The sequence below is a fragment of the Streptomyces sp. NPDC002817 genome, from assembly GCF_053592055.1.
Genome location: NZ_JBSFUY010000054.1, coordinates 1 through 13,406, shown reverse-complemented (window position 1 = coordinate 13,406; position 13,406 = coordinate 1). Strand labels below are relative to the sequence as shown.

Below are 13,406 nucleotides of genomic sequence, written 5' to 3'. Positions count from 1 at the left end.
CGCCTCGGTCCCTCGATCTATTACGTCGTAATAAAACCTGGCCTACCTAACGCGTCGTTCGCGTTTTTGATCACATGCGTTAGTAAGGTGACCCCATGACTTCTCCAGCCTCCCCGAACGACCGCGAGAAGGTCGTCTCCAAGCTGCCGGGATGGCTCCGGCAGGACCTCAAGATCAGAGCCGCCCAGAAGGGCATCGAGATCCAGGCGGCCGTAGAGCAGGGCATCCAGGACTGGTGCGACCTCGCATCGGCGACAGCCGGGGTCGACACCTCCGGTGCCGACTCGTTCTCCACCTTCCTGCCGGAAGGTCAGTGGGACGAGTTCAAGCGGATCGCGAGTGACCGTCGAGTCTCTCTCATCCAGGGGCTCGCCCAGTCCGTGCAGTTGTGGCTGGACACGCATCCCGCACCGGACGTCGAGAGGCCGGCCATCACCCGCCGGATCGTCGTCTGCAACCAGAAGGGCGGTGTCGGCAAGACAGCCATCACGGCGGGCACCGGTGAGGCGCTTGCCGAGGATCCCAGCCGGCTCTACCCCGTCCGTATCGCCAAGCAGCTCGCCGCCGCCAGCGACGCGCTCGACAGCCCGCTCGACACCGAGGACCTGCCGGGGCTCGGGCTGCGGGTCCTGCTCGTCGACTTCGACCCGCAGTGCCACCTCACCAACCAACTGGGTGGCACTCCCCTGCCGATGAACGGCGACAGCCTCACCAACCACATGGCGGGCGACCCCAAGGGAGACCTGCGCGACCTCATCGTCTCCGTCGACGACGAGCACTTCGCCGGTCGGCTGCACCTGCTGCCCGCGTGCAACGACGCCTTCCTCCTCGACGTACGCCTGTCGGCTGTCCGGGCCCGGGAAGCAGCCCTGGAGCGGGCGCTGGCCCCGCTGGAGGCGCACTACGACGTCATCCTCGTCGACTGCCCGCCCAGCCTCGGGCTCAGCATGGACGCCGCGGCCTACTACGGCAGGCGGCGCGACGGCGAGAAGCCCGGCCAGTCCGGGGCGCTCATCGTCGTCCAGGCCGAGGACAGTTCAGCCGACGCCTACGAGCTGCTCACCACCCAGATCGACGACCTGCGCGGCGACCTGCAGATCGACATCGACTACCTCGGGATCGTCGTCAACCTCTACGACTCCCGACGCGGGTACATCGCCACCTCTTCCCTTCAAGGGTGGGTCGACATAAAGGATCCGAAGGTCGTCGGGCTCATCGGAGACCTCAAGGAGCAGAAGGAGGCTGTGCGGGTGAAGCAGCCGCTGCTGTCCTACGCCCCCAAGTCCCAGCAGGCCGTCGGTATGCGTGCCCTTGCACGGGAGATCTCATGAGCAAGGCCGATCAGCTGGGCGCCGGCCGCTTCGGCGGGGCCACCCGAGGCATCAGCGCGCGCCGTCAGGCCGTGGCGGCGGCGACTGGGGTGCCGACCGAAGGGGTCGCCCCGCCCTCGGAACTGCCCACCGACCGTGTGAGCCTCAACCCCGACAACCCACGCTCCAGCCTCGGCGACTTGACCGATCTGGCAGGGAGCCTCAAGACGCACGGGCAAAAGCAGGCGATCACGGTCATGAACCGCGACGCCTATGTGAAGGCCAACCCTGCGCACGAGGCCGATCTGGAGCCGGAGACGACCTATGTCGTCATCGACGGCAGCAGTCGTCTCGCGGCCGCCCGTGAGGCGGGCCTGGCCTCCGTCAAGGTGATGGTCAGTGACGAGCAGGGCGCCACCTCCGAAGAGCTCCTGGAGTCGGCGCTGGTCGCCAACATCCACCGGCAGGACCTCGAGGAGCTCGACGAGGCCCGCGCGCTGCAACGGCTGCTCGTGATCCACGGGAGCCAGACCGCTCTGGCGAAGCGGCTGCACCGGTCGCAGGGATGGGTGTCGCAGAGGCTTGCTCTGCTCAACCTGACGCCCGAACTCCAGCAGCGGGTCGGCCAGGAGCCCATCGATCTACTGCGGGCTGTCGGCAACAAGCCGGCCGAGCAGCAGGAAGAAGTACTGGAAGAGCTGAAGGCCGAGCGGGTGCGCAAGGAGGTCCTGAAGCAAGAGCGCCGGGCACAGAAGCCGGACCATGGGGCCGAGGGCTATTACGGCGTAATAGAGGATGGTGCCCGCCAGGAGAAGACGGCGGTTGTCGAAGCACCGGTGCAGCGTGCGGAGACAGTCCCGGAGCCTCGCGGCAACGCCTCGGTGAACAAGGCGGCGGAAGAAGTCCCAGCAGAAGAAGTCTCAGTAGTCGAGGCGGCTGAGGCCGATCTGCGGACGCCGCCGAAGCTTCCCTACGACGATGGTGCCTTCCTCGCGATGCACCTCATCCGGAAGATGAGCGACACCGAGTTCGACAAGATGCTTCGGATCCTCAACGAGCATCAGGAGCATCGAGCCGGCCTCGTGGAGAGCGACCAGGCTGTCTGAGCGGTCCCGATAGCTCGGCCCCCTATTACGGCGTAATAGGGGGCCGAGCTATTACGGCGTAATAGGGGGCCGAGCTATTACGGCGTAATAGCTCAGGCGGCGAAGCCCACGTTGGTGACGTACTCGTACTGGCCCCACTGGGAGCCGAGGTCGACGATCTGGTCGATCCAGGCGTCGTCGAGGGCCTGGATGTTGTCGCCGGCCCAGGCTTCGACGATGCGGTCCCAGTGACGGATGTTGAGGGTTCGGAACTCCACCACGCGCTGACGCGGGCGAGAGACCTGGGACTGGTTGAGCGGGTGGATCTCGACGCGGGTGCCGCGGCCTTCACGGTTGAGGCGGGCCACGAGATAGCGGGCCACGTTGTGGCGGCGAACGGTGCGATACGCCGTCTCGATGCGTTCGAGATTCTTCTTCGACGGACTGCGTCTGCCGTCCAGCCACGCCCTGAGGGTGCGCTCGGTGACCGTCAGGCCTGCGGAACGCGCGGCTGCCAGGGCGTGATCGCTGCGGGTGAGGTAGTGCAGGCGGGCCAGCAGACCGCGCCGGGCGGTGACCGGGGTGGCGATGTAGCCGGCGAGGGCATCGAGTCGGTGGGCGACTGCTTCGTATCCCTTGACGCCTCGGGCGCCGTACTTGCCGAACTCATGGATGCGATCCGGCATCCCGTCTCCTCCCTCGGCTTGGGTTCTCATGGCCCGCTGCCTGAACAGGGGTCGGGCGCGATGTCACTACGCGAGATCAGTATGGGGCAGGCCAGGGGAGAAGTTCCTCAACCCCGGCGGTGGGGGAGGGGAGAGGGGTCGCGGCTATTACGTCGTAATAGCGACTGAAGCGACTCGGTCGTGGGGAGCCCGGTTCATACGCCGTGGGTCCGGTAGGGCGTTCTCGCTTCACAGTCGCTTGAGTCGCTCTGGGGCTCGGATGGGGGAGGGGAGAGGGCCTGAGTCGCTGTGGCCGAATAGGGCCTACGAGGAGGAGCGACTGAGGCGCAGCTACCGAAGCCCCTCTCGGTAGCTCTCGGTCGCTCCTGAAGACCCCCAGGTCAGTGGGGGTCTCTGCTGCTGGACAGCGACTGAAGCGACTCAAGCCCGGGGTATATGGAGACATTCGCGTGTGTGCGTGTGCGTGCGTGTGCGCGTCATATATAGGGACCTTGAGTCGCTTCAGTCGCTGTTTGATCGCTTCCACTTCTCTGACCTGCTACTTCGTCGAGATGATCGGGCAGCTACCGAAACCATCCGAGTCGCTGGCCACTGAACTGACTCGAATATCTGTTTTCCCAGGGGACGTTCCGGCCCCACCTCCTTAGCTATGCTGTGCCGGTCGCTCAGTCGCTTCGGTCGCTGGTGGGGGGTGCGAATGGCCTCTGAGCTGCACAACTCACGTAGCTACTCACGGCCGTCCGCTCCGGTGGCAGGCCCGTTGGCGACAGCGCGGTGGTGTGCCAGCCGGGGCTGGCCCGTCCATCCGCTGGCACCAGGACGCAAAACGCCTGCGGGCAACTGCGAGAGCTGCCGTCTGCCCGGGCACCATCACAAGGGCTGCGGCTGTCCGGCCGCCGGCCGCTGGTGTCACGGGTTCCACGCCGCCACGCTCGACTTCGCCCGCATCGAGCAGTGGTGGGGGGCCCATTCGGGCTTCGGTGTCGGGATCGCCTGCGGACCCGCCAATCTTCTGGTCGTCGACATTGATGCCCACGAGCGCGAACTTCCCGGGCGGGACCGGCTGTTACCCGGCATCGGCATCTCCGAGGGGATCGATCTGACCGGGCTCGCCAACGGCTTCCACACGATCGGTCTGCTGGCCGCCCTGCGCGGCTTCGAGAGCCCTGCCGACGACAAGACGACCCTGCGAGTGAGAACCCCCTCGGGCGGCCTGCACGTCTGGTACCGGGCGCACGGTGGGCACCGCTGGCAGTGCTCGACAGGGTCCGGCGGCCGCGCGCTCGCCTGGCAGGTCGACGTACGGGCGCACGGCGGGTACATCGTCGCCCCCGGCACCGTGACCGACGCCGGTGCCTACGAACCCGTGGACGACGTCCGGGAGCCCGCACCGCTGCCCGACTGGCTGGCCCGCGAGCTGGAGCGCACCGGACACCTGCCGCCCGCGTACGTGCCCGCGCCGAGGCCGGTTCCCCCGCGGGCCCGGCAGGCCGTCCTGGCCGCGGGGGGCGGCAGCGGAGCCGTGAGCCGTGTCCTGGGCGTACTGCTCGAAGAGGTGGCCGCCTGTGCCGCCGTAGCCGAAGGAGCCGCGTTCTCCGAGAAGTTGAACCGTGCCGCGTACACCGCAGGAGGACTTGTGGCCGGTGGGCAGCTGGAGGCGACGGAGGCCGAGCGGGTTCTGAGCGAGGCGGCCGAACATGCCCGGCCCGGACAGGAGCGCCGCTACGCGGCCATCATCCGCAGCGGTCTGACCGCCGGCCGTACGCGCCCGCTGTCCCCGGGAGGACGCATATGACGTCCCGCCAGGACGACACCCTCTTCGACGCCCAGGCCGTCGCCGCTCAGATTCTCGCCCAGCAGGTGCCACATGCGCGCCGCCCCGACGAGGATGTGCCGGTGCAGGGAGAGGCCACGGCCGACGGGCTGCTCCCCGACACCCTCAGCGACCGAGGCAACGCCAAGCTGTTCGTCAAGCTCTACGCCAACGACTACCGGCACGTGCCCGGCCTCGGCTGGTTCCGCTGGGACAGCACCCGTTGGCAGATCGACGAGGACGACACCGTGATGTGGGCCGCCGGGGACCTCGCCGAATCCCTGGCGAGCAACGACCCGCGCGGCGTCTTCACCTCCGTAGCACTGCAGCAGCACCGCCGTCGGGCGCTCAGCACCAGCGGCATGAACGCCATGCTCGCGCAGGCCAGGTCCGCACCCGGCATGGTCCTCAACGCGGCCCGCCTGGACGCCGACCCGTACGCGCTGTGCACCCCGGCCGGCATCGTCGACCTGCGCACCGGACTGATCCGTACCCCCGACCCCGACAAGGACTTCCACTCCCGCTCCACCACCGCGGCCCCGCAGCCGATGCCCACCCCACGCTGGGACCGGTTCCTGACCGACACCTTCGGCGAGGGGCCCGAGGGCGCCGAGATGATCGACTTCCTGCACCTGCTGCTGGGGTACTCCATCACCGGGGACGTCGGCGCGCAGGTCATGCCGTTCCTGTTCGGATCCGGCAAGAACGGCAAGTCGGTGCTGCTGGACGTCCTGATGAAACTGGTGGGGGACTACGCCGACGCGGCGCCGCCCGGGTTCCTGATGGCCCGGCCCTACGAGGGGCACCCCACCGACCTGGCCGAGCTGCACGGTCGGCGGGTCATCGTGTGCAGCGAGGTCAAGCCGGGGGACCGTTTCGACGAGGCCCGGGTGAAGCTGCTGACGGGTGGCGACCGGATCAAGGCGCGCCGTATGCGTCAGGACTTCTTCAGTTTCGAACCCACCCACAAGCTCTGGCTGCTGGGCAACCACCGGCCCGAAGTCGGAACCGGCGGCTTCGCGTTCTGGCGGCGTATGAGGCTGATCCCGTTCGAGCGGGTCGTCCCCGACGAACGCAAGATCGACAATCTGGCCGACATCCTTGTCACCGAGGAGGGCCCCGGAATCCTCAACTGGCTGATCCTGGGCGCCCGTCGCTACCTGGGCGGAGAGAAGGACCTCAGCGGACCCGAACGCGTTCGGATCGCCACCACCGCGTACGCGGAGACCGAGGACCACACCGGGCGTTTTCTCTCCGAGTCCTGCAGTCTCGCGCCGGCGCTGAGAGCGGAGCAGGCACAGCTCTACGCGGTTTATAAGGCGTGGTGTCAGAATGAGGGGGCTCCGGCGATCTCGTCCCGGGCCTTCGCGGCACGGGTCCGAGAGGTGGTCGGACTGGCCTCGCCCAAGGCGATGATCCTGTCCAACCAGCGCAAGTACTACCCGGGCATCGGACTGGTCGCCGACGAGGAGAGAGCATGAGCGCCCTCATTGCCGAGGACGAGCTCGTTCATGAGGACGACTTCGTCTGGCTCGAGGACATCGACACGCTCGACTACGTACGCCAGAGCCTGGACCGGCTGCCGACGCGCCGTGGCAAGCCCCCCTACCACCGCGACGGACGCATGGTCGGCTATGCGCTGCTGGGTTCCGGGGCCAAGCCGTCCCGTTCCTCGGGTACGTTCCGCCGCCGGGTGTTCTGGCTGCTCCCGCACGACCGCGACACCGAGCCCGAGGGCCTGTACGCGACGGGCGCACCCGCCGAGGCGGTCGATCCGCGCACGCTGGCGCCAGGCGGCAAGGGGCGAAAGACCGAGCGTTCGGAGGGCGGGCCGCTGTCGTCGGAGACGGCGCAGTTGCTGCCCTAGCGTGCGGGCAGCTGCCAAAGGGCTGTCACCATGCCAACCCCGTGGGCACGGTGACAGCCCCTGGACCATGCTCGTGTGGCCTGGTCGGTACAGCCTCAGTTCGCGGTGCTCGGCGTGCCGGAGACGATCGTGGTGAAGATGGTGTCCGCCTCCTGCACACCGGTGATCTGTACGCGCGGTGCGCCGGTGGAGTCCGCGGACAGGGGCGTCGCCTCGATCCAGACCGGTGAGGTGAACTCCGCGTAGCGCTGGAATTCCGAAAGCACCGACGACGGCGTGAATCCCTTGGGGCCGCCGAACGCGGTGGCGGCTTGCAAGGCTGCTTCCTGGAGGACCATGCCGGGGTAGTGGTCGCCGGCGTGCTCGAAGAGGATCGCGTGCCTCGGGTCGGGGTCGAGGAGCCAGCGGTCGGCCCGGTCGGTGGCGGCAAGCACCACATCGGTCGGCAGGGACTTGCCGACGGCGGCGGCGGGGAGCGTGTGCCGGGGCTGTACGCGGGCGTGCAGCCTGGCCGTTGTCGCGGTACCCCGCAGCCGGCGGTACGTTCCCTCGGAGATGCAGGAGAACTGGCCGCCGCCGACGGCGCAGGTCCGGCCGTCGCGCTCGATCGTGATGTCCATCTGGAACTTCGCGAGCCGGCGGCCTCTGCGGACCACATCGGTGCAGGTCGCTGTCAGGGACAGCTCGCTGGGTCCCCGTCCGATCACCATGTTCTCGGTGAACGTGGTCAGCCACTGCGTCGAGAGCAGGAACTGGTGGCCCAGGGGTACGTCGAACTCGGCGTGCGCGAGGAAGAGCCCCGTCTGGCGAATCGTCTCAGCTGCTTGCAGAGCTTCGTGACGTGTGCCGTCCGCGCTGGTGAAGAAGGAGTGCATACGGGGCCACTCGCCCGTGAGGGCGAACCGGGCGTCGTCGAGCTTCTCGCAGCCGGTGAGGAAGACCTCCGCGTGGCATGCCCGGTGCACGTACTCGCGGGGGACTGTGGTGGTCAGTCGCGGCATGGCCTGCAGGTCTGTCGTCGGCTGTGCTCGCGGCCCCAGACGTGGGGTGACAAGGGCTGTTGTACGGGTCGTCAGAGCAGTCACGCGCGCTCTCCGCCTCTCCACAGAAGTCGAGCAGATCGGGAAGGGGTGGCTCACGAGAAATAAGATACGGACTAACCGGTTTTATTTTCAAGCCCTATTTGGCATCCTGTGGGGAGAGCCAGCGCGCCCTGGTCCCGACATAAGCGGTGGTAAGCCTTCCGTTAAGGAGGGTTGACCCCTGATGCGCCCCTGCGTCGGGAGCGGTGCTCTGCCTTGAACATACCGCACATACGGTTTTGTTGACTGAGCGGGTTCGGTCTTCCGGGAGCCCGCCTCACCGAGCGGAGATGCAATGCCTCGTCAGCAGCAGTGCCCGTACGCCTTCGACCCGTCGGGACGGGACATTCAAGGTGAGGCCGCCCAGCTGCGAGAACAAGGCCCTGTTGCCCGGGCGGCGCTGCCGGGCGGCGTCGACGCATGGGTGGTGACCGGTCATCAGGAGATCAGGGCTCTGCTGACCGACCCCAGGATCTCCAAGGATGCCTACCGGCACTGGCCCGCGTGGATCGACGGTGAGATCGCGCAGACGTGGCCGTTGGCGATCTGGGTGTCGGTGCAGAACATGGTCACCGCGTACGGGGACGACCACAAACGGCTGCGCAAGCTCGTCGCTGCCGCATTCACCGCACGTCGGGTCACCCAGTTGCGACCGCGCATCGAACAGATCACGCAGGATCTCCTCGACCGGCTCGCCCAGCTGCCCCCGGACCAACCCGTGGACCTGCGGCAGGAGTTCGCCCACCCCCTGCCCACGCAGGTACTCGCCGAACTGTTCGGCATCCCCGAGGAGCACCGCGCGCGGTTGCGCCAGATCATCGCCGGCTTCTTCGACACCTCTGCGTCGCTGGAGCAGGCCCAGAAGAATGCCGTCGATCTGTATCTGACGATGAACGACCTGCTCGCCCTCAAACGCGACACCCCCGGCGAGGACCTGACCAGCGCGCTGATCGCCGTACGGGACGAGGGCGGCACGCGGCTGACGGAGAAGGAACTCGTCGACAACCTGATCCTGCTGTACACGGCCGGCTACGAGACCACTGTGAACCTGCTCGACAATGCGGCCACCCTGCTGCTGGCCAATCCCGGGCAGCTCGCGCTCGTCCGGTCCGGCCAGGCGAGCTGGGAAGACGCCGTCGAGGAGACCCTGCGGGTGGAAGCCCCCGGCGCGAACGGGATCCTGCGCTACGCGGTGGAGGACGTGGAGGCCGGCGGGGTGGTGATCCCCAGGGGCGACCCCCTGGTCATCTCCTACGCCGCCGCGGGACGCGACCCTTCCGTGCACGGTGAGCAGGCTGACCTGTTCGACGTCACCCGCGACAGCCGCCGTAACCACCTTTCCTTCGGCCATGGTCCGCACTTCTGTGTCGGCGCCCCGCTGGCGCGCTTGGAGGCGACGCTCGCTCTCGGCGGACTGTTCACACGGTTCCCTGCGATGAAACTGGCCGTGCCGACGCAGAGCCTGCGCCCGTTGGAGTCGTTCATCTCCAACGGACACCGTGAACTGCCCGTCCTGCTCGGACCGTCGGGCGCGGCAGGGGAGCGACCGGAGGTCACCGCGCTTGTGCACTAGCGGCCGGGCGCAGGAGCGGGCCGTACCACGCCACGTGGGCGGCGAGGCCGTCGAGAGGGGGTGGGCCCGGAGCGCAGCCCAGCTCCTGCCAGACCGGCTCGCTGCTGAACCAGTGGTTCGTGCCGAGCATCTCGAGGTGATGCAGGGCCGGGGGAGAGCCTTCGGCCAGTTCCCTGGCTCGCCTCAGCGACAGCAACTCGCCCTCCGGTAGTTCCAGTTGCCTGCTCACCAGGTCGATCAGGGCCGCAACGGACACCGGACGGGGGTGGTTGACGTGGAAGACCGCGGGCAGATCGTGCTCCTGCAGGGCGGCGGTGACAGCGACCTCGGCCAGTGCGCCTACGTCGACGGCGGAGTGCACCGACGCGCACTCCACTCCCGCGCCCAGGAACCGTATGAGCCCTGCCAGTGCGGGGACCACCCATCGGTCGCCCGTGCCGTAGACGAGGTGCGGGCGCAGCACCGTGCCGCCGGCGGCCAGCACATGCCGTTCGGCGGCGGCACGGGTGCGGCTGGTCACGGACGCGGGGGCCTGTGCCAGGTCGGCGGGCTCGGCGTTGTGGAAGGGACCGCGTCCGTACACTGCGGCGGTGCTCATGTACACGATGCGGCGCACCCCCTGACGCAGCGCCTCGTCGACCAGCGCCCGGGTGCCGAGCTCGTTGACCGTGCGCAGGCTCTGCTCGTCTCCGCCCACGGCCGACGCGCAGTGCACGACAGCGTCGATGCCCTCACACAGGCCCCGCAATGATGCGGGGTCCATGAGATCGGCGCGTACGGCCTCGATCATCTCGCCGACCGGAGCCTCAGGGCCGCGGTGTATCAGCCGAACCCGCACGGCCGGTTTTGTAAGGGCAACGCGGACCACATGGCGGCCGATGAAGCCGCTTGCACCGGTGACCAGCACGTTCTTTAGCATAGGAGGGGCTCCTGGAGGCGACGGAAAAGGTGAAGAAACAACGAAAATGCGCAAAGTACGGAGGATGACGGCTTGTGAAAATACGGACTCCCTGGTTTTGTTCTGTTAGGGAGCGGATAACTGACCTAGTGCCGTACCCCGTACCAACCAGGGAGGGCCTTCATGGCTCGGCAGGAGCGCGCGATCCGCACAAGACTGGCGATCGTGACGGCAGCAGCTTCCGTTTTCGACGAGTACGGATATGAGCGAGCCACCATCGGTGAGATCCTCGCCAGAGCGGGCGTGACCAAGGGCGCGCTCTATTTCCACTTCCCGTCCAAGGCTGCCTTGGCGGAGGGCGTGCTCAGCCAGCAGTTCAACTCGCTCTCGGTGGAGCCCAGCACCTGCAAGTTGCAGGTGTTCGTGGACACGGGGCTCACGGTGGCCTACCGCATGCGGCGGGATCCGCTGGTGAGCGCGGTGGCGAGGCTGAGCCTGGAGCAGGACGTACGGGCTCAGTTCGGCACCACGGCCATCACTCAGTGGGTCGACGCCTGTGAGCACATGCTGACCGAAGCCAAGGCGCAGGGTGAGCTCCTTCCGCACATCGAGCCGGCCGAGACCGCCTGGCTGTTCTCGGCCGCCTGGACCGGTGTGCAGGTCTATTCGCAGATCCTGGCGCAGCGGGAGGATCTCGAGGCACGGGTGGTGTCGCTCTTCGAGCACCTGCTGCCCGGTCTCGCGGTTCCGGCCGTTCTCGCGCGTCTGGAGATCTCCACCGCCCGCGCGATGGAGCTCGGCATCAGGAGCGACGCACGGGCACAGGAGGCGCTGGACGAGGAAGCGGTGGCGGCGGCGAGCTGACATGGTGAGCCGCTTCGTCCGTGTTGTGCTCAGGGCTCCGTCACCGGATCGCGGTGACGGAGCCCTGGCAACGCGCGCGGGGCGGATCGCCCCCCGGCCGCGCCGGACAGCCGCCTGGCTGTTCCGCTCAGTCGGTGGCTACGGTCACCGTGGAGCGGAACATGAGCTTTCCGTTCTGATGTCCCGTGACAAGTACTGACTCCACCGCATCCATGCCGGTCCCTGGGATGCGGCATGCCTCGATCACGCAGGGACTGGTGAGTGCGATGTCGCGCCTGAACTCGCTCGTGATGTCCAGCGGCATGCAGGAACGTTCCAGCGTTGTGGTCGTCGCCTGGCAGGCGGCTTCGAGCAGCATCATGTCCGGTACATGGTCGACCTGGTGGTCGAAGAACACGGGGTGCCCGGTGTCCACCCGCAGCTGCCACCGGTGGGGTTCGCCGATGGGGGACAGGACCACGTCCATGGGCGAGGTGCGCCCGACCGCCTGTGGGGGCAGCGGGGCCGTCAGTGCGATGACCTGGGGCCGGCCTTCCTCGGGCGAGAGGCGGGGGCCCGGCCGTCGGCTCATCAGCGGGGGCGCGCAGGTGAGTGCGCCGCCGCCCGTCGCCGCGAGGTGACCGTCACGGTGTATCTCCACGTCGACGCGGAACCCTGTCAGGTCGCCGTCGTGCCATTCGGCTTCCTGGACGGTGACGCGGAGTTCGAGGGTGGCGGGTGTCCAGCCGATGCCGAAGTGTTCGGGACGGACGCTCACGCTGATGTCCCTCACCAGCGGTTGCTGGTCGAGCGGAACTCCGTACTCGGCGTGGGCCAGCAGGATCCCGGCCTGACGGATCGTTTCGGCTGCGATGAGCGGGTTGTAGCGACCGTCCGTGGCGAAGAAGTTGTGCCCGCGGGGCCACTGGGCCGCGACGGCGAAGTGATGGTCGTCCACGGACTCCCAGTCCGTGAGCATGACCTCGGCGACGCTTGCGCGATGCACGAGTTCCTTCGGAACGGTGGTGGTCAGAGACCGGACGAGCAGGGTCCCGGGCTCGGGACGCGCCGTCGTGTCGTTCGTGATGCCCACTGTGCCGGATGTCGCGCGGTTCATGCGGAACGTGCTCGCAGACATGGTTCCCCCCTGGGCCGCGTGGCTTGAATCTGAGTCGTCGAACCCTCAGGACAGAGAAGATACATACCATCCGGTTTAATTTCTAGAAGGAATGGCGCAGTCTGCCCGCAATAAACGGAACAGCTTGTTCCTGAACGTCGGAATGATCACCTCGTTGTTCCGGGGTGGCCCGGACTCCGTGCGTATTCCTGCGCGGATGCGCATCGAGGGCGGGAAGTCGGTGTCTCCAGTGAACTCAAAGCAGTTCTTGAGTGACCTGCCTGATCGTGTCTCCAGGCCCTAGGCGAAGGGGGAGCGGTCGCATGCGCAGGGATGAACCCCTGATCAAGGTGGAGCGAGGCCGGCCCGACGAGGTCGAACTGGCAGCCGTGATCGCGGTACTGGTCGGTCTGCGGGCGGGCGCGGAGGAGGCGCCCGGGGAGCCGTCGGCGGCTGAGATCGGCTGGTGGCGGGCCCCGGATGACTACGCGGCGCCCGAGGGCTGGCGTTGATGGCAAGACGCATCTCTCGATTTCCTTCACTCTTTAACCGTAAACCGCACAAGCGGTTTGTTATGATGGCTTCACGGACCCGGGGCGGGACCTCCGCGGCCTTGTCCCAGGAAGGCGCCTGACATGGCTATGACGAGCCGGGCTTCGACGAACACGGGGCCCTCCGATATGCGCGGGCGCGTGGCGGAACTGGACAGCATCCGCGAACAGGCGCTGGCCGGCTCCAGTCAGCAGGCGACCGAGGCGCAGCATGCCAAGGGCAAGCTGACCGCCCGGGAGCGCATCGAACTGCTGCTGGACCCGGGCTCGTTCCAGGAGGTCGAGCAGCTGCGCCGGCACCGGGCAAGCGGTTTCGGACTGGAAGTGAAGAAGCCGTACACGGATGGTGTGGTCACCGGCTGGGGCACGGTCGAGGGACGTACCGTTTTCGTGTACGCGCACGACTTCCGGATCTTCGGCGGCGCGCTGGGCGAGGCCCACGCCACCAAGATCCACAAGATCATGGACATGGCCATTGCTACTGGGGCTCCGCTGGTGTCGCTGAACGACGGCGCGGGCGCCCGTATCCAGGAGGGCGTTTCGGCGCTGGCCGGGTACGGCGGCATCTTCCAGCGCAACAC

13 protein-coding genes are annotated in these 13,406 nt (G+C 67.6%); 9 read left to right on the top strand and 4 right to left on the bottom strand.

Features of this window, described 5'->3' with window-relative positions; all coding sequences use genetic code 11:
- Positions 1-95 precede the first annotated feature (95 nt).
- Together ACWD3I_RS46355 and ACWD3I_RS46350 are read left to right on the top strand one after the other, a co-directional pair.
- A complete protein-coding gene (locus ACWD3I_RS46355; protein ID WP_365405371.1) occupies positions 96-1,331 on the top strand; it encodes a ParA family protein in 1,236 nt (411 codons plus the stop codon).
- A complete protein-coding gene (locus tag ACWD3I_RS46350; RefSeq protein WP_365405374.1) occupies positions 1,328-2,416 on the top strand; it encodes a ParB/RepB/Spo0J family partition protein in 1,089 nt (362 codons plus the stop codon). The genes ACWD3I_RS46355 and ACWD3I_RS46350 overlap by 4 nt, the downstream gene beginning before the upstream one ends.
- Positions 2,417-2,508: 92 nt before the next feature.
- Here the strand turns inward: ACWD3I_RS46350 and ACWD3I_RS46345 are convergent, their stop codons facing one another.
- A complete protein-coding gene (locus ACWD3I_RS46345) occupies positions 2,509-3,081 on the bottom strand; it encodes a transcriptional regulator (protein ID WP_365405377.1) in 573 nt (190 codons plus the stop codon).
- Positions 3,082-3,841: 760 nt separating this feature from the next.
- Here ACWD3I_RS46345 and ACWD3I_RS46340 point away from each other — a divergent pair.
- From ACWD3I_RS46340 to ACWD3I_RS46330, 3 genes are read left to right on the top strand one after another with little or no spacing between them, the layout of a single operon-like run.
- Entirely contained in the window at positions 3,842-4,876 is a 1,035-nt protein-coding gene (locus ACWD3I_RS46340; RefSeq protein WP_365405380.1) for a bifunctional DNA primase/polymerase, read from the top strand.
- On the top strand, positions 4,873-6,375 hold the full coding sequence (locus ACWD3I_RS46335) for a DNA primase family protein (RefSeq protein WP_365405383.1): 1,503 nt from the start codon (positions 4,873-4,875) through the stop codon (positions 6,373-6,375). The genes ACWD3I_RS46340 and ACWD3I_RS46335 overlap by 4 nt, the downstream gene beginning before the upstream one ends.
- The gene (locus ACWD3I_RS46330) at positions 6,372-6,761 is read left to right on the top strand and encodes a DUF6009 family protein (RefSeq protein WP_365405385.1); all 390 of its coding nucleotides are present in this window, start codon (positions 6,372-6,374) and stop codon (positions 6,759-6,761) included. Before ACWD3I_RS46335 ends, ACWD3I_RS46330 begins: the two co-directional genes overlap by 4 nt.
- Before the next feature lie 95 nt (positions 6,762-6,856).
- Here ACWD3I_RS46330 and ACWD3I_RS46325 read toward each other — a convergent pair whose 3' ends face one another.
- Positions 6,857-7,762: a ScbA/BarX family gamma-butyrolactone biosynthesis protein gene (locus ACWD3I_RS46325; protein WP_365405388.1), complete on the bottom strand. Its 906-nt coding sequence runs from the start codon at positions 7,760-7,762 to the stop codon at positions 6,857-6,859.
- 376 nt (positions 7,763-8,138) lie between these two features.
- Here ACWD3I_RS46325 and ACWD3I_RS46320 point away from each other — a divergent pair, with 376 nt between their 5' ends.
- Positions 8,139-9,416, top strand: a complete 1,278-nt coding sequence (locus ACWD3I_RS46320) for a cytochrome P450 family protein (protein WP_365405391.1) — start codon at positions 8,139-8,141, stop codon at positions 9,414-9,416.
- Here the strand turns inward: ACWD3I_RS46320 and ACWD3I_RS46315 are convergent.
- Positions 9,397-10,335, bottom strand: coding sequence for an NAD-dependent epimerase/dehydratase family protein (locus tag ACWD3I_RS46315; RefSeq protein WP_365405394.1), 939 nt, complete (start codon positions 10,333-10,335; stop codon positions 9,397-9,399). The genes ACWD3I_RS46320 and ACWD3I_RS46315 overlap by 20 nt on opposite strands.
- Positions 10,336-10,497: 162 nt before the next feature.
- On the opposite strand from ACWD3I_RS46315, the gene ACWD3I_RS46310 reads away from it, so the two are divergent.
- Positions 10,498-11,178 (top strand): ScbR family autoregulator-binding transcription factor, encoded by a 681-nt coding sequence (locus ACWD3I_RS46310; RefSeq protein WP_365405397.1) that lies wholly within the window; start codon positions 10,498-10,500, stop codon positions 11,176-11,178.
- Positions 11,179-11,305: 127 nt separating this feature from the next.
- Here ACWD3I_RS46310 and ACWD3I_RS46305 read toward each other — a convergent pair whose 3' ends face one another.
- Positions 11,306-12,295 carry a ScbA/BarX family gamma-butyrolactone biosynthesis protein gene (locus ACWD3I_RS46305; RefSeq protein ID WP_365405400.1) on the bottom strand — a complete coding sequence of 330 codons (990 nt, stop codon included), beginning with the start codon at positions 12,293-12,295 and terminating at the stop codon, positions 11,306-11,308.
- A gap of 302 nt (positions 12,296-12,597) precedes the next feature.
- Here ACWD3I_RS46305 and ACWD3I_RS46300 point away from each other — a divergent pair, with 302 nt between their 5' ends.
- Both ACWD3I_RS46300 and ACWD3I_RS46295 read left to right on the top strand, forming a co-directional pair.
- Entirely contained in the window at positions 12,598-12,786 is a 189-nt protein-coding gene (locus ACWD3I_RS46300) for an acyl-CoA carboxylase subunit epsilon (protein ID WP_365405403.1), read from the top strand.
- A gap of 123 nt (positions 12,787-12,909) precedes the next feature.
- Positions 12,910-13,406, top strand: a 497-nt coding sequence (locus ACWD3I_RS46295; RefSeq protein ID WP_451084402.1) for a carboxyl transferase domain-containing protein, incomplete at its 3' end; no start/stop codon positions are given.

Bases quoted from the DNA above. Each gene is read 5' to 3' on its own strand.
- ACWD3I_RS46355 (WP_365405371.1), top strand. From the start codon at position 96: ATGACTTCTCCAGCCTCCCCGAACGACCGCGAGAAGGTCGTCTCCAAG.
- ACWD3I_RS46350 (WP_365405374.1), top strand. From the start codon at position 1,328: ATGAGCAAGGCCGATCAGCTGGGCGCCGGCCGCTTCGGCGGGGCCACC.
- ACWD3I_RS46345 (WP_365405377.1), bottom strand. From the start codon at position 3,081: ATGCCGGATCGCATCCATGAGTTCGGCAAGTACGGCGCCCGAGGCGTC.
- ACWD3I_RS46335 (WP_365405383.1), top strand. From the start codon at position 4,873: ATGACGTCCCGCCAGGACGACACCCTCTTCGACGCCCAGGCCGTCGCC.
- ACWD3I_RS46330 (WP_365405385.1), top strand. From the start codon at position 6,372: ATGAGCGCCCTCATTGCCGAGGACGAGCTCGTTCATGAGGACGACTTC.
- ACWD3I_RS46325 (WP_365405388.1), bottom strand. From the start codon at position 7,762: ATGCCGCGACTGACCACCACAGTCCCCCGCGAGTACGTGCACCGGGCA.
- ACWD3I_RS46320 (WP_365405391.1), top strand. From the start codon at position 8,139: ATGCCTCGTCAGCAGCAGTGCCCGTACGCCTTCGACCCGTCGGGACGG.
- ACWD3I_RS46315 (WP_365405394.1), bottom strand. From the start codon at position 10,335: ATGCTAAAGAACGTGCTGGTCACCGGTGCAAGCGGCTTCATCGGCCGC.
- ACWD3I_RS46310 (WP_365405397.1), top strand. From the start codon at position 10,498: ATGGCTCGGCAGGAGCGCGCGATCCGCACAAGACTGGCGATCGTGACG.
- ACWD3I_RS46305 (WP_365405400.1), bottom strand. From the start codon at position 12,295: ATGTCTGCGAGCACGTTCCGCATGAACCGCGCGACATCCGGCACAGTG.
- ACWD3I_RS46300 (WP_365405403.1), top strand. From the start codon at position 12,598: ATGCGCAGGGATGAACCCCTGATCAAGGTGGAGCGAGGCCGGCCCGAC.